The organism is Pseudomonas sp. RC10 (assembly GCF_038397775.1).
Lineage (GTDB): Bacteria > Pseudomonadota > Gammaproteobacteria > Pseudomonadales > Pseudomonadaceae > Aquipseudomonas > Aquipseudomonas bambusae.
The window spans coordinates 1,189,769-1,209,111 of sequence record NZ_CP151650.1; the positions used below are offsets into that span (position 1 = coordinate 1,189,769).

At 59.5% G+C, this 19,343-nt stretch carries 19 protein-coding genes; 12 read left to right on the plus strand and 7 right to left on the minus strand.

Translation table 11 applies throughout. From position 1 onward, the window contains the following. Nucleotides 1-1,107, plus strand: a complete 1,107-nt coding sequence (locus AAEO81_RS05420) for a dihydrolipoamide acetyltransferase family protein (RefSeq protein ID WP_341962137.1) — start codon at nt 1-3, stop codon at nt 1,105-1,107. Between the two features lie 35 nt (nt 1,108-1,142). On the opposite strand, the gene AAEO81_RS05425 is transcribed toward AAEO81_RS05420, so the two are convergent. Next, nucleotides 1,143-1,415 (minus strand): YebG family protein, encoded by a 273-nt coding sequence (locus AAEO81_RS05425; RefSeq protein ID WP_166597177.1) that lies wholly within the window; start codon nt 1,413-1,415, stop codon nt 1,143-1,145. A 316-nt stretch (nt 1,416-1,731) separates the two neighbouring features. Between AAEO81_RS05425 and AAEO81_RS05430 the strand changes: the two genes are divergently transcribed. Both AAEO81_RS05430 and AAEO81_RS05435 read left to right on the plus strand, forming a co-directional pair. Then, nucleotides 1,732-2,169: a phosphate-starvation-inducible PsiE family protein gene (locus tag AAEO81_RS05430; protein WP_166597176.1), complete on the plus strand. Its 438-nt coding sequence runs from the start codon at nt 1,732-1,734 to the stop codon at nt 2,167-2,169. A 107-nt stretch (nt 2,170-2,276) separates the two neighbouring features. After that, on the plus strand, nt 2,277-2,798 hold the full coding sequence (locus tag AAEO81_RS05435; RefSeq protein WP_341962138.1) for a GNAT family N-acetyltransferase: 522 nt from the start codon (nt 2,277-2,279) through the stop codon (nt 2,796-2,798). 42 nt (nt 2,799-2,840) lie between these two features. Here AAEO81_RS05435 and AAEO81_RS05440 read toward each other — a convergent pair whose 3' ends face one another. Then, on the minus strand, nt 2,841-4,388 hold the full coding sequence (locus tag AAEO81_RS05440; protein ID WP_341962140.1) for a glycosyltransferase 61 family protein: 1,548 nt from the start codon (nt 4,386-4,388) through the stop codon (nt 2,841-2,843). 143 nt (nt 4,389-4,531) lie between these two features. Between AAEO81_RS05440 and AAEO81_RS05445 the strand changes: the two genes are divergently transcribed. Continuing rightward, nucleotides 4,532-4,660: a hypothetical protein gene (locus AAEO81_RS05445; RefSeq protein ID WP_341964669.1), complete on the plus strand. Its 129-nt coding sequence runs from the start codon at nt 4,532-4,534 to the stop codon at nt 4,658-4,660. A 62-nt stretch (nt 4,661-4,722) separates the two neighbouring features. On the opposite strand, the gene AAEO81_RS05450 is transcribed toward AAEO81_RS05445, so the two are convergent. Both AAEO81_RS05450 and AAEO81_RS05455 read right to left on the minus strand, forming a co-directional pair. Further along, nucleotides 4,723-5,052 carry a DUF3509 domain-containing protein gene (locus AAEO81_RS05450; RefSeq protein ID WP_341962141.1) on the minus strand — a complete coding sequence of 110 codons (330 nt, stop codon included), beginning with the start codon at nt 5,050-5,052 and terminating at the stop codon, nt 4,723-4,725. Between the two features lie 551 nt (nt 5,053-5,603). Beyond that, complete coding sequence (locus tag AAEO81_RS05455; RefSeq protein ID WP_341962142.1) at nt 5,604-6,023, minus strand: HPF/RaiA family ribosome-associated protein; 420 nt, start codon at nt 6,021-6,023, stop codon at nt 5,604-5,606. 527 nt (nt 6,024-6,550) lie between these two features. Here AAEO81_RS05455 and AAEO81_RS05460 point away from each other — a divergent pair. The 6 genes from AAEO81_RS05460 to AAEO81_RS05485 all read left to right on the plus strand — a co-directional run bounded on the left by AAEO81_RS05460 (nt 6,551) and on the right by AAEO81_RS05485 (nt 12,951). Further along, nucleotides 6,551-6,886 carry a DUF3649 domain-containing protein gene (locus AAEO81_RS05460; RefSeq protein ID WP_341962143.1) on the plus strand — a complete coding sequence of 112 codons (336 nt, stop codon included), beginning with the start codon at nt 6,551-6,553 and terminating at the stop codon, nt 6,884-6,886. Then, nucleotides 6,883-8,469, plus strand: a complete 1,587-nt coding sequence (locus AAEO81_RS05465; RefSeq protein ID WP_341962144.1) for a PepSY-associated TM helix domain-containing protein — start codon at nt 6,883-6,885, stop codon at nt 8,467-8,469. Before AAEO81_RS05460 ends, AAEO81_RS05465 begins: the two co-directional genes overlap by 4 nt. Continuing rightward, nucleotides 8,469-8,801 carry a DUF3325 domain-containing protein gene (locus AAEO81_RS05470; RefSeq protein ID WP_341962145.1) on the plus strand — a complete coding sequence of 111 codons (333 nt, stop codon included), beginning with the start codon at nt 8,469-8,471 and terminating at the stop codon, nt 8,799-8,801. Before AAEO81_RS05465 ends, AAEO81_RS05470 begins: the two co-directional genes overlap by 1 nt. Before the next feature lie 7 nt (nt 8,802-8,808). After that, nucleotides 8,809-9,417, plus strand: a complete 609-nt coding sequence (locus AAEO81_RS05475) for an RNA polymerase sigma factor (protein WP_341962146.1) — start codon at nt 8,809-8,811, stop codon at nt 9,415-9,417. Next, entirely contained in the window at nt 9,414-10,415 is a 1,002-nt protein-coding gene (locus AAEO81_RS05480; protein WP_341962147.1) for a FecR family protein, read from the plus strand. The genes AAEO81_RS05475 and AAEO81_RS05480 overlap by 4 nt, the downstream gene beginning before the upstream one ends. A 142-nt stretch (nt 10,416-10,557) precedes the next feature. After that, nucleotides 10,558-12,951, plus strand: a complete 2,394-nt coding sequence (locus tag AAEO81_RS05485; protein WP_341962149.1) for a TonB-dependent receptor — start codon at nt 10,558-10,560, stop codon at nt 12,949-12,951. Between the two features lie 316 nt (nt 12,952-13,267). Here the strand turns inward: AAEO81_RS05485 and AAEO81_RS05490 are convergent, their stop codons facing one another. Further along, nucleotides 13,268-14,140 carry an AraC family transcriptional regulator gene (locus AAEO81_RS05490; protein ID WP_341962150.1) on the minus strand — a complete coding sequence of 291 codons (873 nt, stop codon included), beginning with the start codon at nt 14,138-14,140 and terminating at the stop codon, nt 13,268-13,270. Nucleotides 14,141-14,285: 145 nt separating this feature from the next. On the opposite strand from AAEO81_RS05490, the gene AAEO81_RS05495 reads away from it, so the two are divergent. Beyond that, entirely contained in the window at nt 14,286-15,185 is a 900-nt protein-coding gene (locus AAEO81_RS05495; protein WP_341962152.1) for a DMT family transporter, read from the plus strand. 177 nt (nt 15,186-15,362) lie between these two features. On the opposite strand, the gene AAEO81_RS05500 is transcribed toward AAEO81_RS05495, so the two are convergent. Both AAEO81_RS05500 and AAEO81_RS05505 read right to left on the minus strand, forming a co-directional pair. After that, nucleotides 15,363-16,337 carry a D-glycerate dehydrogenase gene (locus tag AAEO81_RS05500; RefSeq protein WP_341962153.1) on the minus strand — a complete coding sequence of 325 codons (975 nt, stop codon included), beginning with the start codon at nt 16,335-16,337 and terminating at the stop codon, nt 15,363-15,365. A 213-nt stretch (nt 16,338-16,550) separates the two neighbouring features. Then, complete coding sequence (locus tag AAEO81_RS05505; RefSeq protein ID WP_166597163.1) at nt 16,551-17,498, minus strand: LysR family transcriptional regulator; 948 nt, start codon at nt 17,496-17,498, stop codon at nt 16,551-16,553. Between the two features lie 181 nt (nt 17,499-17,679). Here AAEO81_RS05505 and AAEO81_RS05510 point away from each other — a divergent pair, with 181 nt between their 5' ends. After that, on the plus strand, nt 17,680-19,191 hold the full coding sequence (locus AAEO81_RS05510; protein WP_341962155.1) for an efflux transporter outer membrane subunit: 1,512 nt from the start codon (nt 17,680-17,682) through the stop codon (nt 19,189-19,191). The last annotated feature ends 152 nt before the right edge of the window (nt 19,192-19,343 follow it).

A 19,343-nucleotide genomic window follows, 5' to 3' on the forward strand; every position in this document is an offset into this window, starting at 1 on the left:
ATGAAATATTTCAAACTGCCCGACCTGGGCGAAGGCTTGCAGGAAGCGGAAATCGTCGAATGGCACGTCAAGGCGGGCGATACGGTGAAGGCTGACCAACGGATGGTGTCGGTGGAAACCGCCAAGGCCATCGTTGATATTCCAGCCCCGTACGACGGAGTCGTGGCGAAAGTGTACGGCGGCGATGGCGACATCTTGCACGTGGGTGAACCGCTGATGGCGTTCGAAGGCGAGGGCGATGCGGGTACGGTCGTCGGACGTCTCGAAGGGGGCAGCAACAGTCAGGATGATCAGTTCTTTGTCGGCGCGGCGCCCTCGACCCGCGAGCATCTGTCGACACGCGCCACACCCGCCGTTCGACAATTGGCGCGTCAACGGGGTGTCGATCTCAACGCGCTGAGCGGTTCGGGCAGTGAAGGCCTGATCACCCGCGCGGATGTGGAAGGTGCTTCTCAGGCCGAGCGCGACAAGTTTGGCGGCGAGAAGCTGCGAGGCGTACGCAGGAGCATGGCGCTGAACATGGCCAAGTCCCACGCGGAAGTGGTGCCCGTCACGATCTTCGGCGATGCCGATCTTTACCGATGGGGCGCGGCGCGCGACCCGCTGATTCGCATCGGCAAGGCGATGGCAGCGGCGTGCAAGGTCGAGCCGGTCTTGAACAGTTGGTTCGATGGCAAATCGCTGTCGATCAAGCACCACGACACCCTCGATCTGGGGATCGCGGTGGATACGCCGGATGGCTTGTTCGTGCCGGTGCTCCGCGATGTCGGCAATCGCGAGTCGGCCGATTTGAAGGAAGGGATGAATCGTCTGCGCGCTGACGTGAAAGCACGCTCGATCCCACCTCGGGAAATGATGGGTGCCACGATCACCTTGTCCAACTTCGGCACCTTGTTCGGGCGCTACGCCAACCCGGTAGTCGTACCGCCACAAGTGGCGATCATCGGCGCGGGGGGCATTCGGGAAGAACCGGTGGCCATGAACAGTGAAATCGTCATTCATCCGATCCTGCCCCTGTCACTGACCTTTGATCATAGAGCCGTAACAGGAGGCGAGGCGGCGAGGTTTTTCAAGGCGCTGGTCGAGGCGCTCGAACAGCCGGAGTGATGAACACGCTGGCTGTCGTTTCGAGTGTGGGCGAATCAGCTTTCGCTGTCGGCTTCGCCAGGACTGGAGAGCTCGTTCAGCGCGGTGGCGTTGTTCTTGAACGCCGCCGCGAACACGGCGCGGTTTTTCGCCATGTAAATGCTCGCGTCTTCGGCATGCTTCTCTGACAAGCCCGGTACGTTTTTCATCAGCACGTCGGTGAGGAGCTCGGCCAGCTCAAGCATTTGATCATGCGCATCGGCGAGTTTGCGGTCCACGAACGTAGTCTCCAAATCACGGGTACTGCGGTAAAGGGTTTCAACAGCCATTTTGGCCTCGTCGTCATGTCCAGTGTGGTGAGGTTGGCCCCGCGCTCGGCGGCATCAATGGCCAACGGTAAGCTCATCGCAATTACTGTTTATTTATACAGTGCGCAGCATAAGGCAATCGTTACGATCTGGATAGTGGAAATTCACGCGCATTTCGAGCGCCAACCCGCTGCCTTGCGACAACCGGTCGCGTTCACAACCATAGCCGATGGCCTCTTTAATGCACGGCAATCCCAAGGTTCGTCGGGAATTGAGTGTGGTCGTAGCAGTGCTTGAACATTTTTGCCGGTTTGGCGAGCGATAGGGAGCAAAACGCATGAAATGGGCAGATCGGATGCGCATCAGGCTCCATGCCGGGGCGAACAGCCTGGGCAATCTTGGAGTGGAATTATTTCATTACCTTGCGCTGTTCGGGATTGGTGCAATTACTGTCTACGCGGGCATCACCGCGTTTATTGAAATGCTTCATCAAGACACGATTAGCGTCGACGACATTCTGCTGCTGTTCATCTACCTCGAATTGTTGGCGATGAGCGGCATCTACTTTCGCACCAACCACATGCCGCTCAGGTTTTTGCTTTACATCGGTGTAACGGCGTTGATTCGTTTGCTGATCAGTGATGTGTCGCATCACAAATCGCCCGATGAAGGCATTCTTTATTTGACGGGCGGGGTGGTGCTTCTTTCGGTGTCCATTCTGGTGGTTCGGTACGCTTCTGCCCGGTTTCCCTCGGTGAAAGAAAAAGCCGAGTGACGAGATTCAACGCGTCCGACGGGCTTCCTGGCGGGTTGTGCAGGCGCTGGAGGTCAAGGTAGGCTTTCGGGCATCAGGTGCACCACGAAATACAGCAGAGGCGATAAATGGAGTTGTCTTCGAAATCAATTCGGCTTCGACTGATAGAGGAATCGGACGCGGCGTTTATTCTCACGTTACGTCTGGACCCGCGATACAACACGTTTTTATCTGCCGTCGTTGCCGACGTCGCCGCTCAAAAGAAATGGATATCCCACTACAAAGAGGATGAAGCCAAAGGCGCTCAGTATTACTTCATCATCGAAAGGCTCGACGGGACGCCCTGTGGCACCGTCAGGGTCTACGATATGAGAGAGGATTCTTTCTGTTGGGGAAGCTGGATACTCAACGAAAACAAAACCCGTTATTCCGCCCTGGAAAGCGCGTTTCTGGTGTACACGTTCGGTTTTGAGCACCTCGGCTTTAACAAATGTCACTTCGATGTGAGAAAAGGAAATACCAGGGTTATTTCCTTCCATGAAAAAATGGGCGCCTACCGCACTGGCGAAGATGATGTGGATATTTTCTTCGAGATCACGCCCGATGCCGTGGCGGCGGCCCGAGAGCATCTCGCGGGCAAGATTGCGTAGTCGAGGTCGGCCGGCTTGGGCGAGCCGACCACGTTCGGATGATCAGACGGGGTTGCTTGTCTTTGAAGCGACCCACTCAAGGATGGGTTGTAAATCGAGGGTGTAGTCGTGAAAGTAGAGCGCCCGTGAATTTGAAGTGCCTGCGGGATACAGGATGTAATCCATCTCGACGCCGTTGATGTCTGCGATATTGGAAAAACAGGCCGTCTCGCCAAACTCCATCGGCATCCAGCACAACGCGCGGGTGCCTGGCGATGCAAATATCAAGTTAGTCCACGCAGCGCCTGTAGGGCCCATGATCAATTCGGCGTTGGCGATCACAGAAATCTGATCGGCGATATCAAGGTCGTCCATGTAGACGGGCTCGAAGCCATAGGGCTCAAGTAACGTAATCAATTCCCGTTGATTGTATTTGCGCAGGTAATCCTTACGGGCCAGCAAAATGCGAGTCGGCATTTTCCTGGGCGGGTGGCTGCTCGTGAGATGGGTGATGGTCTGGCGTAGAAAATGGATGGACTCTGGCCTGGCGAAGCTGTTCTCCGCACACCCTACAACGGGACCTCTGTAGTTGGGGACGAGATTGACAGCGGCGCTGATCATCAACAGATCGTCTACGTTGTAAGCGGTCATCGATTTCAGGAAAACGATGTCATGCCCCTTGGTAAGGCCATCCAGCATGAACCGTATCGCGGGTATTTTCTGGCTGCGTTCCGAGATCAGCAATGGGTAGTTTGAAAACGGCTGCGGTAATTCACGGATGAACTGTAATTGGGTCAGGGTTTCAGCCACCCAATGGTAGTAGTTAAGCTCGTTGACCCCGTTGATGATAATGCCTTTGGGAATGTGTTCGGCTGACTCACTCGGGCGAACCAGCGCCAGGTGTTCACCGTGATAGATCACAGGCCCCGCACAATAATCTGCGGTGGGCGTAGCGGTTGTGGTCACACGCTCCATGACCAAGAGGCCGTCAGGCAGTTGCACTGATCGTGAGGTGGAATACACGGTGGCTTTGTTGAACCGGTAGAGGGAAACCTCGGGAATCAACAGGCGTTTAGGCGGTGTATGAACCCCGAGTACTCTGGGCGGTTGTACAGAGCCCTGCATCGGCTCCCTGAAACGGTGCACTCGATAGGCCTCGCAGGTGTCTAGCCAAGCGAGATTCATGCGCTTGATCCCCGATGCTTTTCCGAAAATGAATGGGAAAATAGCGTCTGAGAGCACATCTCTTTTCTTGCACAGTCGATCGTAGAGGGCGAATAAAAATGTTTGCTTGATGCGCTTGAACCACGGGATGGCGGCACCCGCATGGAAAATGTTGATGATGTTGTCATCAATGTTCAGCGATGACACCAGCTGTTCATGTATTTCCAGGTAGTAATCGCTTGCGATCAGTATTTTGTCATAACGTAAATGAGGCAGTTCGGCGGGTGCGAATATCTTTGTTCCAAACAGGCGTTTTCCCTGCTTCTGCTTGTCGTTGTCCAGAAAACCCACGATGTTGTAACGGCCACTGTTTTGTCGATAACAGTTGATGCCCCCTGCGCCGGTGCCAAAGACTAAGACACGCGTTTTTCTAGACCATCGTTTCATTCGTTGTACATGCTTTTAATGGTGTGTGTTGAAGCTGTTGAGTTGTCAGGGTTTCGTCGTATATCGGCGCTTCGGCTGTGCGCTGGAAACACCAGAATGGTAGTGGTTGACGTATTAAGGTGCAATCCGGGATTGACAGGCTAATGCATACCAAGGCTGCGACGTTGGGAGCGTTGCGATCCGGCGTGATCAATACACTGGCGACAACGGTCACCAATGCGCACACGATCCTGGCGTTGGACGATGCGACGCGCAAAGCGACAGTCGAATGAAGTGAGAGGCCGCGAACGGGGAGGCGACAGGGAATCGCCTCCGTCAGGTTCGCGTCATGGTGTCAGATGCCCACGTTCAATTGAGGCCGGTTGAGAAAGTTGTTGCGCGCGGGCGGTGGCGTCAATTGCTTGAGGTCGCCATCGGTCATGGCGGCGAGAATCTTGATGGCGCTGTGACCTTGTTCGATGGCGATGCCGAATTGCACGCTCTCGATCAGGCGACGCAGGCGCTGGGGCGAATTGCGCTGTTCAGCGCTGATCAAGCGTTTGGCGACCACGCCCGACTCGTTGGAGAGTGTCAGCATGATGGTGCCGTCGAGGCCCTGGATGCTCAGGTTGACCCGGTAGTCTGGGTGAAATGCATCGGTGATCTGTTGAAAAGGATTGTCCATGGGCTGCTACCTGATTATCGATCTGCATAAGTTGACTTGGTGTTAGTCCCTTTAGTTCTCGACGCTGGATCAACGGTGAGTCGAAACGGCATCTGGGTTGGCGAGTCAGCTGCCCGTCGAGCCAGAAAGGGCGGGGCTTGCAGAGATAAAGGCTCGACGTTCGGATACTTGCAGGGTTCGGGCCATTCAGGACGAACGGCACTTTCAGGCGGTCCATAAGTCCTTTCAGCGATCAAACCGTGAAGGGGTTTACCGTTTCGAATGAATACTTAAGTAATAGCCATCTGCTGCTTTGGTTGTCTACAAGCACCATTAGCGCGCTCGGCGCCTGCTTTGTGTGCGCGTTGTTAGTCGCTGGATGAGGACCTGTGGGAGCGAATGAATTCGCGATGCGGTGGTACAGCCGATAGGAATCTGTTGGATGTAGGGGACAATCGCGAATGAATTCGCTCCCACAGGTTGAGTTCGTCGAACGTATTGAGCGGGGCACAAAAAAGGGCGGGCCTGTTTTCGCAGGCCCGCCCTCTGTGTCCTCTTTTCAAGTCGCCGGTTTAACCGTGCAAGGCCTCATCTTTCTCCAGAAATTCTTCCTGCAGCAGGGCATCCGGGTTTTCCGAATCGCTGCCTTGGGCACTGTCGATGGACGTCACACCTCCGCGCTTGCTGCGCAACTTGCCGAACAGGTGTTCCAGCGCGTGATCGAGCTTCACGGCGGCACCGTCCACGGCCAGATCCAGAGAATCAGCCTTGTGGGTCACGGAAATGGGTTGATGTCCTTTTGGCCGGGCTTCCATCTGGCAGCGGATGTCATGCGGGCCGGGTTTGTCGCCGTTCTCGTCGCGGATATGGACTTCGATACGGGTCAGGTCTTCTTCGTAGCGGTCGAGCGTGCTTTCAACGGTGGTTCGTACCCACTCCTCCAGTCGGATGCTGCTTTCGATGTGGTTATCGCTGTTGACCTGGATTTGCATAGTTCTTCCCTTACTTTGGCTTGCTCGGGAGAGTCTCGACGAAGGTGAATTTTCGTCTGCCCTCACTCACAGTGTTGGCGCCGAACGGAAAACAATTCAACCCCCAAAACGAAAGAAATATTTCATCGCAGAAATGGTTTTGCAGTTGGGCGGAAAGTGCGTCAGGAGCGCGGAACGTCCCGTGTTTTCGCGGGTCGTGCCGATAAAAGGTCTCACGAGCAGCGGTTGGATTCGCCGGATGATAAGTCAATTCAAGCAACGAACAGGTCGGCATCGGGCGCGAAATAACGTGGAACGTTGATTCAGAGCAAGGCTTTGGCTGTCGGTCGAAACCACCGGAAAAGCCCATTTTGTTAGAGTTCTTTGCACATGAGAATATTTATCATTAATATTGCGTTCTTTTAAGCGCGCCGGGTGTGTCAGGCCTGTGCGTCGCTTGGTTTCAGGATGATCCGGCTCATGTCGATTGCTTCAACGACCCCCTCCATTCCCGACCCATGCATCGCAGCGACCCTGTGATGGAGGCGATGTCGGTGACTGTGCCCGCGCCTGGAAAAAGGCCGAAAAAAAACCGTTCACATGGGGTATCGCTGAAAGGACGGCTAGCGGTGGCTTCTCGCGTGGTCGCGGCTTTGGTCGGCGGTTACCTAGTGACGGCGTTGTCGAGCATTTGTCTGGCGCAGTTTCTACCGCTGGCTCGCGCCGAGGCTGTGGTGCTGGCGATGACCCTTTCATTTTTGGTGTACCTGATCGCGGTGCTCTGGTGTTTCGCCTGTCGCTCGGCGTGGCGCGCCTGGTTCGGATTACTGCTGCCGAGTGCGGTTCTGGGCGCGATGTACGCCAGCGCGCGGTGGCTGTTGTGAAAGAGGGCTTTCGTCAAGCGATGGCCTGGTTGCACACCTGGGCGGGGTTGCTGTTCGGTTGGCTACTGTTCGCGATTTTCCTGACCGGCACGCTGTCCTACTTCAAGAACGAAATCACCCAGTGGACCCAGCCGGAAATCGTGCCTCATGAGGTGACGGCGGCGGATGGCGTCGCCCGCGCACAGGCGTGGCTGCAACTTAATGCGGCGGGTGCAAAACGCTGGTTCATTACCTTGCCGGACGAGCGCACGCCGGAGCTGAGCGTCGGTTGGAGCGATTCGGACGATCGCTATACGGAACGATCCCTGGACACCCTGAGCGGCACGCCGGTGCAGGCCCGCGAAAGCATGGGCGGCGAGTTTTTCTACCGCTTCCACTTTCAGTTGCAGATGCCTTACCCATGGGGCCGCTGGCTGGCGTCGCTGGCCGCGATGGTGATGTTCGTCGCATTGATCAGCGGCATCGTGACCCACAAGAAAATCTTCAAGGAGTTCTTCACCTTTCGTCCGCGCAAGGGCCAGCGCACATGGCTCGACGGCCATAACGCGGTTGCGGTGCTGGTGCTGCCGTTCCACCTGATGATCACCTACAGCAGCCTGGTGATTTTCATGACGATGATCATGCCGGTGAGCATTCTGACGACTTACGGCAAGGACACGCAGGCGTTTTTCAACGACCTGTTTCCGGCCTACAAAAACACCCCGGCAGCGACCGAAAAGGCGCCGATGGCCGCCATTGCACCGATGTTCGAGATCGCCGCCGACAAGTGGCCCGGCAGTCGCGTCGGCATGATCACGGTGAACAATCCGGGCAGCGCCAACGCCTCGGTGACGCTGACCCGGCACGTCGCCGATCACATTCCCCATGAGCCCGCGACCACGCTGGTGTTCGATGGCGTCAACGGCGCGTTGACGGACCAGAGCACGATGAGCGCGGCGTCGCTGATGTTGGCGGGCGGCCTTTATGGGCTGCACATGGGGCATTTCGCGGGGCCGTTGCTGCGCTGGCTGTATTTTCTGGCGGGCATCGGTGGCACGGCCATGATTGGCTCCGGCTTGGTGATCTGGCTCGGCAAACGCAAGCTCAAGCACGCCAAGGCCAGTGTGATGCCCTTTGGTCTGAGGCTGGTGGAGACGCTGAATGTCGCCAGCATGTCGGGGCTGATGCTGGCGGTGGTGAGTTTCTTCTGGGCAAACCGACTGCTCCCCGTGCGCCTTGCCGGGCGTGGCGACTGGGAAGTGAAGGTGTTCTTTTACGTCTGGGGCGCCGCCCTGTTGCACGCTTTTTTGCGCGTGTTTTTTCGCGACGGCCGCAGTGCGTGGCGGGAGCAACTGATACTGGGTGCGGCGTTGTATTGCGCCCTGCCGCTGTTGGACATGGCGACAGCGGGCGGCTATCTGCTGGCCTCGTTGAAACAGGGACACATGACCCTGGCCGCGTTGGATCTGACGGCGCTGGTGGCGGGGATTTTTCTGGTGTGGGGCGCCTACAGGTTCCGACGTGGCGCCAAACCCGTCATCGCGAATACGCCGCTCCCTGCGGTTTCCGGTCGTGAACCACGCACGGTCCGGGAGGCCAACTGATGCTCCTCGCGACCTTGCTCTGCTACCTCGGTTTCACGGCGCTGTGCCTGTCAATGAGCCGCCACTACTTGGACCTCGTCGGCGGTGTGCTGTCTCAGACCCGGAGCAGGGGATTGAAGCTGTTCGGCTGGGTCGCTTTGCTGGTGTCGCTGTGGGTAGCGCTGGTTTCAACCAGCATCGGCCAGGCCTTGGTGCAATGGTTCGCCGCGTTGATGAGCAGCGCATTTTTACTGATTTTCGTGATGTCTTACTGGCCAAGGCTGGCCTTGTCGTTGGCGGGGATCGGAGTGTTGCTGGCTCCGGTGGCCGCTTGCCTTCAACTGCTGGCCTGAGCCCGAGATGATAGACCTCACCCCACCGACGCCCGATGCGTCCTCACCCGATGGTGATCCGGACGCGCCCAAGGCCACCCGTGCGCATTTCCTCAAAGTGTTCCTGTCCCAGCGTCCACAGATGGAGGCGCTGGTGAACCGACGCGTCGGTTGTCGGGCGACGGCCGCGGACCTGGTTCAGGACCTGTTTTTGCGCTTCTGGCGGCGGCCGTTGGTGCAGGTCGAAGAACTCAACACGTACTTGCTCCGTTGCGCGGGCAACATCGCCATTGATCATCTGCGCAACGAAGGCGCCCGGGCACGGCTCAATGAAGGGCTGATGCCTGACGGAGCAACGCTGCACACCGACGAACCTCAAGCGGCGCTGGAAGCCAGCAACGACCTGCGTCACATCGAAGCGGCCCTGCGCGGGCTGCCAGAGAAGACGCGGCAGATCTTTCTGCTCAACCGCATCCACGGGCGTAAATACGGCGAGATCGCCAAGGCCGTGGGGCTTTCGCAAAGCGCGGTGGAAAAACATATGATGCGCGCCTTGCAAGCCTGCAAGGCGAGTCTGGATCAGGACGGTGCGCGGGTCATTCCCCTGCGTGCGAAGTCCGAGGACGCTCGTCGATGAAAGCGTCTCTGGATTCCACTCTGATGATCACCCCCGAACAACACGATGCCGCGTTGAGCTGGCTGAGCCTGCTGCACGACGCGCCGAGCGCGGCGGATCAGGTGCGCTTCAGCCAGTGGTTGCAAGCCGATCCTGCTCACGCCGAGGCGTACGCCCAGGCGCAGGTGATGTGGGAAATGAGCGAGGAACCGGCGGCGAAGCTCGCCGTAGAGGACGCTGTCGCGCTGCAAGCTTTGCTCGCGGCAATGGACGCACCGGTTTCCCGAAGGCGTTCGTTGCCGCGATGGAGCGTCGGGCTGGCGATGGCGGCGTGTCTGGTGATGATGGTCGGCGTTGGGCTGGGGTGGCAGCCGCAGCGTTGGCTGGATGATGTCGGCGCGGATTACGTGTCGGCACCGGGCCAGGTCCGCACGGTGACGCTGGTCGATGAGTCGCAGGTGACACTCGACGCTGACAGCGCGATCGCCGTGCATTTCGCCAAGGGCGAACGCCACGTGCAGCTGCGTCGCGGTGCGGCGTTCTTTCAGGTGACGCACACCGGCGAGCCATTTGTGGTTGATGGCGGGCGCGGCGAAACCCGCGTGCTTGGCACTCAGTTTGAAGTGCGTTTGCAGCCCCATGGGGCCCAGGTCACGGTGTTGTCAGGGCGCGTGGGCGTGAAGGCTGACGCCGACCTGCCGCAGCAGATTCTCACGGCGGGGCAGCAAGTCAGTTATGACCAGACCCGCACCACCGACCCTCGAACTGTCGACAGCGACAACCCGCTGGCGTGGCGTCAGGGCTGGCTCAATTACTACCGCACCCCACTTGCCGATGTAATCAACGACCTGAGCCGCTACTACCCCGGCCGCATCGTTGTGCTGAACGATCGACTGGCTGCGAAAACCGTCAGCGGCAGCTTCCCCAGCAAAGACCCGGTGGCGGTATTGGCGGCGTTGAAATCCGTGGTGGGGTTCGAGCAATACGAAGCGTTTGGACGGGTGATCGTGATTCGCTGAGTGAGTCCGCAGCCGGGGTGTATCCCTGTGGGAGCGAATGCATTCGCGATGCGGTGGTACAGCCGACCCATCTCTATGGTCTGCCCTATTTTTCGCGAATGAATTCGCTCCCACAGGCGAAAGTGCCAGTGCCCTACAAAGCATGCACATCAACAGGAGGCACATTGGGGTGAACGTCTGGCTCGGCCTATCCATCCTCACCGCCTGGACCTCATGCGTTCAGGCGGCGGAGCCTGCCTATGACTTTTCGATCCCTGCCAAACCCTTGCCCCAGGCCCTCAGCGATTTCAGTCGGGTCACCGGGCAAAGCGTCATTTACACCCAGGACACGCCTTACGGCATCGAAGCTCCGGCGCTGAACGGCTTGTTCAGCGCCGAACAGGCATTGCGGCAGTTGCTGAACAACTCCGGGCTGAATTTCCGCCGTGCGACCGACACTACGTTCACCCTCGAACCTGCCTCCCATTCCGGCGCAATCACCCTGGGCCTGACGCAGATCGACTCGCGCCGCAATGCTGCTGAAAGCTATCAAGCGCCCGCCATCTTATCGGTGACGCGCACCTCGACGCCGCAGCTGGAAACCCCTCAGGCCATCAGCGTCGTGCCTGCCCAAGTCCTGCGCGATCAGGCGCCGCGCAACCTCGACGATGCGTTGACCAACATCAGCGCCGTGACCCAGGGCAACACCCTCGGCAGCACCCAAGACACCCTGATGAAACGCGGCTTCGGCGACAACCGTGACGGCTCGATTTTGCGCGACGGCATGCCGGTGGTGCAGGGGCGCAGCCTCAACGCCACCGCCGACCGGGTCGAGGTGCTGAAGGGCCCGGCCTCGTTGTTGTACGGGATTCAGGACCCCGGCGGGGTGATCAACGTGGTCAGCAAACGTCCGGAATTGCAGTCGCACCATGAACTGACTGCGCGCGGTTCAAGCTTCGGTTCAGGCAAGAATGGCAGCGGCGGCACGCTGGACAGCACCGGGGCGCTCGGTGAGTCGGGCCTGGCCTATCGCATGACCGTCGATCACGAAGACGAGGATTACTGGCGCAATTACGGCGTGCACCGAGAAACGCTGGTCGCGCCGTCGTTGGCCTGGTACGGCGAGAACACGCAATTGCTGGGCGCCTACGAGCATCGCGAATTTCTCTCGCCGTTCGACCGCGGCACGGCCATCGATCCGCGCACCAACCGTCCGCTGGACATCCCCGTCACGCGGCGTCTGGACGAGCCGTTCAACAGCATGGAAGGGCGCTCGGACCTCTACCGCATCGAGGCCGATCATCAATTCGGCGACAGCTGGAAGGGCCATCTCGGCTACAGCTACAACCGCGAAACCTACGACGCCAGCCAAGTGCGGGTGACGGCCGTGAACCCGGACAACGGCACGCTGACCCGCTCGATGGACGGCACCGGCGATGCGTTGAGCACGGATCGGTTCACGACGCTGACGTTGAGCGGCGACGTCCGGATGGCGGGCATGCAGCACGACCTGCTGTTCGGCGCGGACGATGAATATCGCAAGATTTATCGCGGCGAGCTGATCCGGCAAAAGAGCCGCACGACCTTCAGCTATGTGAATCCGGCGTATGGGCAAGAGCCAGAAGGGACGCAGGTCAGCGTCCCGGACAGCGATCAGGTGGACATCCTGCGCAGCGACTCGCTGTTCGCTCAGGATTCGGTGCACCTGACCGATCAGTGGATTCTCGTTGCGGGGGCACGCTATCAACTGTTCGACCAGCAGGCCGGGAAGGGCACGCCGTTCACCCGCAACACCGACCTCAACGGCCAGAAATGGGTGCCCCGCGCCGGGTTGGTGTACCGCTACACCGACGCGCTGTCGTTCTACGGCAGCTACACCGAGTCGTTCAAACCCAACGCCAGCATTGCCCCATTGGCTGGGGGCACGGTGCTGGATTCGGCGACATTGCCGGAGCAGTCCAGGGCGTGGGAACTGGGCGCCAAATGGGACGTGGATGATCGCATCAGCGGGACGCTCGCACTGTTCGACATCCGCAAGCGCAACGTGCTGGTGGCCAATTTCGATTCGCTGACCGCCAATACCGTGTACTCCACCGCAGGCGGAGTGCGCTCGCGGGGGGCCGAACTGGACCTGAGCGGGCAGCTGTCGGAGCGATGGAGCGTGATCGGCGGTTATGCGTTCACCGACGCGTGGGTAGTGGAAGACCCGACGTTGAAGGGCAATCGGTTGCAGAACGTGCCGAGGCACAGCGGCTCGCTGTCGGCGGTATACGACGTCGGCAGCCTGATCGGCGGAGACCGTTTGAGAGTGGGGGCGGGCGCCCATTACGTCGGCGAACGCGCGGGCAATCCTGACAACGATTTCAACCTGCCGGGCTACACCGTCGCCGACGCCTTCGCGACTTACGAGACGAAGCTGGATGGGCAGAACGTGAGGTTTCAGCTCAACGTGAAAAACCTGTTCGACCGCACGTATTACAGCTCGGCGGTGAGCCGGTATTTCGTGTCGATGGGGGATTCGCGGCAAGTGATCATGGCGACGACGCTGGAGTTTTGAGATCCAAGACCTGATCGCAGATCCCCTGTGGGAGCGAATTCATTCGCGAAAAATAGGGCAGACGACAGAGATGCGCCTGCTGCACCACTGCATCGCGAATGAATTCGCTCCTACAGGAGATAGAGTGAGACCGTGACGGCGGCGGTGCGCTGGGGTTTTGAGGTACGTCACAAATCCCCTGTGGGAGCGAATTCATTCGCGAAAGAACGTCCAGACGCTGAAGATGTATCGCCCGATCTACCGCATCGCGAATGAATTCGCTCCCACAGGAGATAGAGTTGGACCGTGAAGGTGGGTGAGCACGCCGAACGTGGTTTTACTGAAACGCCAATCGATACGCCCGCGGCGTTGCGCCCATGGCCTGTTTGAAGGTGTTGCTGAAATGACTGGCGCTGGCAAAACCGCAATCCAGCGCAATGTCACCGAAGGGCAGGCGTGTCGTGCGCAAGAGCTGACGGGCGCGGTTCATGCGGCGGGCCAGCAGGTATTGATGGGGTGGAAAACCAAAGCTTTCGCGGAACATGCGGGCGAAGTGATATTCCGACAGCGCGCACATCGCCGCCAACTGGCCAAGGCTCAAAGGCTCAGCGAGGTTCGTCTCGATGAACTCCACCAGCCGCCGACGCACATGGGGCGCCAGCCCGCCTTTCAGGCGCAGGCCATCGCGCAGTCCCACCTGATTCAACATCATGTGGTCGAGCAGTTCGTGGGCCAGGGTGCTGGTCTGCAAGCGCTCGCCGGGCTCGCTCCAGTTCAGGCGAATCAGGCGATGAAACCGCTGCGCCTGCTGCGGATCGTCGATGAAGGTGTTTTCTTGCAGCACCATTTCCCGAGGCTCACGGTCCAGCAGCATCAGGCAATTGAGCGCGAACTGTTCAGGGCTGATGTAGAGGTGCGCCAGGCGAATGTCGCCGTTCACCACCCACGAGGATTGATGCCCGGCGGGGAGAACACAAATCTTGTCCGGTGCGCCTTTCAGGTCGGGTCGGTCGCGGCGGTAGGTTTCGGTGCCACCCCCGATGTAGCACGACAGGGTGTGATGACTCGGCCCGTGATAATCCTGAGCGTCATGCCGGTTGTTCCACAAAGCTGCCACAACGCCATCGCCCAGGGATGCGCTCTGCTCCAGCTGCGCGTGGGGCGAGCTGTTGAGCGATTGAAACACCTGGATTTGATCGAGTGACGACATGGGGTTCGGCAAGGCTGATGTTCTGTGCCTCGCATCCTACTCCGTAGACGGGGTGCTGCCACCGGGCCACCGATCAAATGCGCAAGATTTTGCAAATCATGTCAGCCGCGCAGGCCCAGACTGCAGGCTCATTGAGGAGCCTGTCATGAACATCTCGCTGTATCTGCTGACCGTTTTGATCTGGGGCACGACCTGGATTGCCCTGAAACTGCAACTGGGCGAGGTGGCGATTCCGGTGTCGATCGTCTATCGCTTCGGCCTCGCGGCGCTGATTCTGTTCGTCATGCTCCTGGCCAGTCGCACCCTGCAAAAGATGAATCGTCGTGGGCAACTGATTTGTCTGGCCCAAGGCGTCTGCCTGTTCTGTGTGAACTTCATGTGCTTCTACACGGCGAGTCGCTGGGTTCCCACCGGGCTGGTGGCGGTGGTGTTCTCCACGGCGACGTTATGGAACGCCCTCAACGCTCGCATCTTCTTCAAGCAGAAAGTCGCCCGCAACGTACTGACCGGTGGCGCGCTGGGGTTGGTGGGGTTGGGTTGCCTGTTCTGGCCCGAACTGTCAGGCCACAGTGCCAGCCGCGAAACCTTGATCGGTCTGGGTCTGGCCTTGCTCGGCACGCTGTGCTTCTCGGCGGGCAACATGCTGTCGAGCCTGCAACAGAAAGCGGGTCTGCGCCCGCTGACCACCAACGCCTACGGGATGTTGTACGGCGCGGCGATGCTTTGCGCGTATTGCGTGATCAGCGGCACGCCATTCGCCTTCGAATGGAATGCGCGGTATGTGGGCTCGCTGTTGTACCTGGTGATTCCGGGGTCGGTGATCGGCTTCACCGCCTACCTGACGCTGGTCGGCCGCATGGGCCCTGAGCGCGCCGCGTATTGCACGGTGCTGTTCCCGGTGGTGGCGCTGAACGTCTCGGCGTTTGCCGAAGGCTACCAATGGACCCTGCCCGCGTTGATGGGGCTAGTGCTGGTGATGATCGGCAACGTGCTGGTGTTCCGGAAGCCGAAGGCGGTGGTGCCGGTCGAGGCGAAGTTGGCGTAAAGCTGGTCGCTGGACTGCTTGAATTGTGATCATGCTCATGCCTGAGTGGGCATGATCAAAGAAGCATCGCGAGCAAGCTCACTCCTACAGGTCTGTGTCGAGCGCGCATTTCATGAACGACGCAATTCTGTAGGAGTGAGCTTGCTCGCGATTGGATCTCCCAGGCGATGACGTTGATCAGCCCTTCCACACCTGCTGATTCACCAAATCCTGCGGCTTCTCGCCCAACAACGCAGCGCGCAGGTTGTGGTACGCACGATCTGCCATGGCCTGACGGGTTTCGTGGGTCGCGGAGCCGATGTGTGGCAGGGTCACGGCGTTGCTCAGCTGGAACAGCGGCGACTCGGCCAGCGGCTCTTTCTCGTACACGTCCAGGCCCGCGCCGCGAAGGGTGCCGTTCTGCAACGCTTCGATCAGCGCCGGTTCGTCGACGATCGGGCCACGGGCGATGTTCACCAGAATCGCGCTCTTCTTCATCAGCCCCAGTTCACGGGTGCTGATCAGGTGTTTGGTTTTTTCGCTCAACGGCACGACCAGGCAGACGAAATCCGACTCGGCCAGCAACTGATCCAGCGTTCGGAATTGCGCCCCCAGTTCCTGTTCAATAGCGGTCTTGCGTGAGTTGCCGCTGTACAGGATCGGCATGTTGAAACCCAGACGACCGCGACGCGCAACGGCACCGCCGATGTTGCCCATGCCGACGATGCCCAGTGTCTTGCCGTGAACGTCGGTACCGAACTGCGGCGCTTCGATGCTACGGGTCCACTTACCCGCCTTGGTGTAGGCGTCCAGCTCCGCGACGCGACGGGCGCAGCTCATGATCAGGGAGAAACCAAGGTCGGCGGTGCTTTCGGTCAGCACGTCCGGGGTATTGGTCAGCATGATGCCGCGCTCGGTGAGGTAGCCGACATCGTAGTTGTCGTAACCGACCGAGATGCTCGACACCACTTCCAGCTGTTTCGCGCTTTCCAACTGTTCGCGGCCCAGCTTGCGACCGGCGCCGATCATGCCGTGGCTGTGGGGCAAGGCTTCGTTGAACTGCTCGTTCAGATCACCCTTTTTCGGGTCCGGGATGATCACGTTGAAGTCTTGCTGCAGGCGCTCGGCCATTTCCGGGGAGACGCGGCTGAAGGCAAGGACAGTCTTTTTCATCGGATAGCTACTCTCGGGCGGTTCAGAGGAAAAGTGCGTAGCACGCTAACATTCTTGTGGCGGGATTGGCAGGGCTGCCGGAGGAATGACATCGGAGTGAGATCTGTGGGAGCGAATTCATTCGCGAAAGACCAGTGCAGTCAACACATCTGCGTGGACTGATCCTTTTTTCGCGAATGAATTCGCTCCCACAGCTTCGCGGGTGTTTGCGAGCTACACGGTCTCCGGCAACACATGCGTCTGCAAATCCGCCTCATGGGCCGCCATGATTTCCGGCAGGGAACCGCGCAGGTATTCGACCCAGGTCTTGATCTTGGCATCCAGGTACTGACGCGACGGATAAATCGCATACAGGTTCAGCTCATGAGAGCGGTATTGCGGCAGCACGCGCACCAGCGAGCCGTTGCGCAGGCCTTCGATGGCCGAGTAGATCGGCAGAATCCCGATGCCCATGCCGCTGCTGATCGCCGCTTTCATAGCGTCGGCCGAGTTCACCAGAAATGGCGAGTTGCCGATGGTCACGGTTTCCTGGCCTTCCGGACCGTCGAACGCCCATTTCTCCAGCGGAAACACCGGGCTGACCAACCGCAGGCACGCGTGATTCAGCAAGTCGGCGGGCTTGTAAGCCATGCCGAACGCCTTGATGTACGCGGGCGAGGCACAGACGATGCTGTACGTAATGCCCAGACGCTGGGACACGAAACCTGAATCCGGCAACTCGCTGGCCAGCACGATGGAGACGTCGTAGCCCTCTTCGAGCAGGTCCGGCACCCGGTTGGTCATGGTCAGGTCGAAGGACACGTCCGGGTGATTGCGCCGGTAGCGGGCAATGGCGTCGATCACATAATGCTGACCGACGCCGGTCATCGAGTGCACTTTCAGCTGTCCGGCCGGGCGCGCATGGGCGTCGCTGGCCTCGGCTTCGGCTTCCTCGACGTACGTCAGAATCTGCTCGCAGCGCAGCAGGTACCGCTTCCCGGCCTCGGTCAGCGCGATGCGACGGGTCGTTCGGTTGAGGAGTCGGGTTTGCAGGTGTGCTTCTAGATTGGAGACGGCGCGCGAAACGTTGGCGGTGGTGGTATCCAGCTGAGCTGCGGCAGCGGTGAAGCTGCCCGCCTGTGCCACGCAACTGAAGGCGCGCATGTTTTGCAGAGTGTCCATTGGCCGTTCTCTGGAGAGATAGCAAATTGTGACATGAAGTTACTGATCCATGTCAGCCATACCAAAGGATTATCTCTGGTTCCGTAATAAAGATTCACAGAAGTCCCAGCTTATCGCCGTAACGGGCGCCACCTAGAATCGCGGCTCGATCCCCATCCTCCTCATTCGGGTAATTGCAGCTGTGCCGCGTCGCATCGTCAGAGGGCTGAAACCCCTCAGTGTCTGGGCTTTAACGTTACTCATCAGCGGCTGCATCGGAACCGGCGGAATCGCACCTCAAGGCACCTCGATGTCGCCAGACGCATTGGCCACCGACGACGCCATCAAGGCCGCGGCCAAGGACGCCCATTGGCCGGACGGGCAGTGGTGGCGCGCCTACGGCGACGACCAACTCAACCACTGGATCGAACTGGCGGCTCTGGGCAGCCCAAGCCTGGCCATCGCCGCTGCGCGCGTGCGACAGGCCAAGGCCATGGCGGGTATCGCCGAGTCGGCGGAATCCCTGCACGTCAATGGCGAGAGCACCCTCAAACGCCACAATTGGCCGACGGATCAGTTCTACGGGCCGGGCGAGCTGTCCAACACCAGCACTTGGGACAACAACGCCTCCCTTGGCTTGAGCTATTCCCTCGACCTCTGGGGCCGGGAAAGCAACAACACCGAGCAGGCACTGGACCTGGCGCACATGAGCGCCGCCGAAGAGCGCCAGGCACAGTTGGAATTGCAGGACAACATCGTCCGCGCCTACATCCAGCTGTCGCTCAACTATGCCCAGCGCGACATCGCCGAAGCGACCCTTGCCCAGCAACAGCAAATTCTCGATCTGGCGCAGCGTCGTCTGAAAGGCGGCATCGGCACGCATTTCGAGGTCAGTCAGGCTGAAACGCCGCTGCCCGAAACCCATCGTCAGATCGATGCGCTGGACGAGGCCATTGCCCTCAGCCGCAACCAGATCGCCGCGTTGGCAGGGGAGGGGCCGGGAGACGGCGCGAGCCTGCAACGCCCGACACTGTCGCTCAAGACGGCGTTGACCCTGCCGTCCGCCTTGCCCGCGCAATTGCTCGGCCAGCGCCCTGACGTCGTCGCCAGCCGTTGGCGCGTGGCGGCACAGGCCCGTGGCATCGATGTCGCCCACGCCGGTTTCTACCCCAACGTCGATCTGATCGGCAGCCTGGGCTACATGGCCACCGGCGGCGGCATGCTGGAATTTTTGACCGGCAAGAAATTCAACTACAGCGTGGGTCCGGCGATCAGCCTGCCGATTTTTGACGGCGGCCGTTTGCGCTCGGAACTGGGCGTGGCGTCGGCGGGGTATGACACAGCCGTTGCGCAGTACAACCAGACGCTGGTGACCGCGCTCAAGAGCATTTCCGATCAGTTGATCCGTCGTGAGTCGATGAACAAACAGCAGGTGTTCGCCGATCAATCGGTGGCTGCGGCGCAGAAGACCTACGACATCGCGATGGTCGCCTACAAACGCGGCCTGACCGACTACCTCAACGTGCTCAACGCGCAAACCCTGTTGCTCCACCAGGAACAGGTGCAGCAGCAGGTTCAGGCCGCGCGTTTGACCGTGCACGCAGAATTGGTCGTCGCGCTGGGCGGCGGGCTGATGGCAGGCAATGATTCGCCAGCGGCTGACAAGACCGTGGCGCCGAAACCCCCTGCTTTGTTGAACGTGCTGAGTCGGTGATCCAGATGCGCATCTGTGGCCTGGTCGGGCGCTATCGCGAGCAAGCTCACTCCTACAGGTTATGTGGCGGGTCGCTGATTTCGCTCACGACGAATTTCGGCTGTAGGAGTGAGCTTGCTCGCGATAGCCGTCCTGCGGCCAATGCAGGTCTT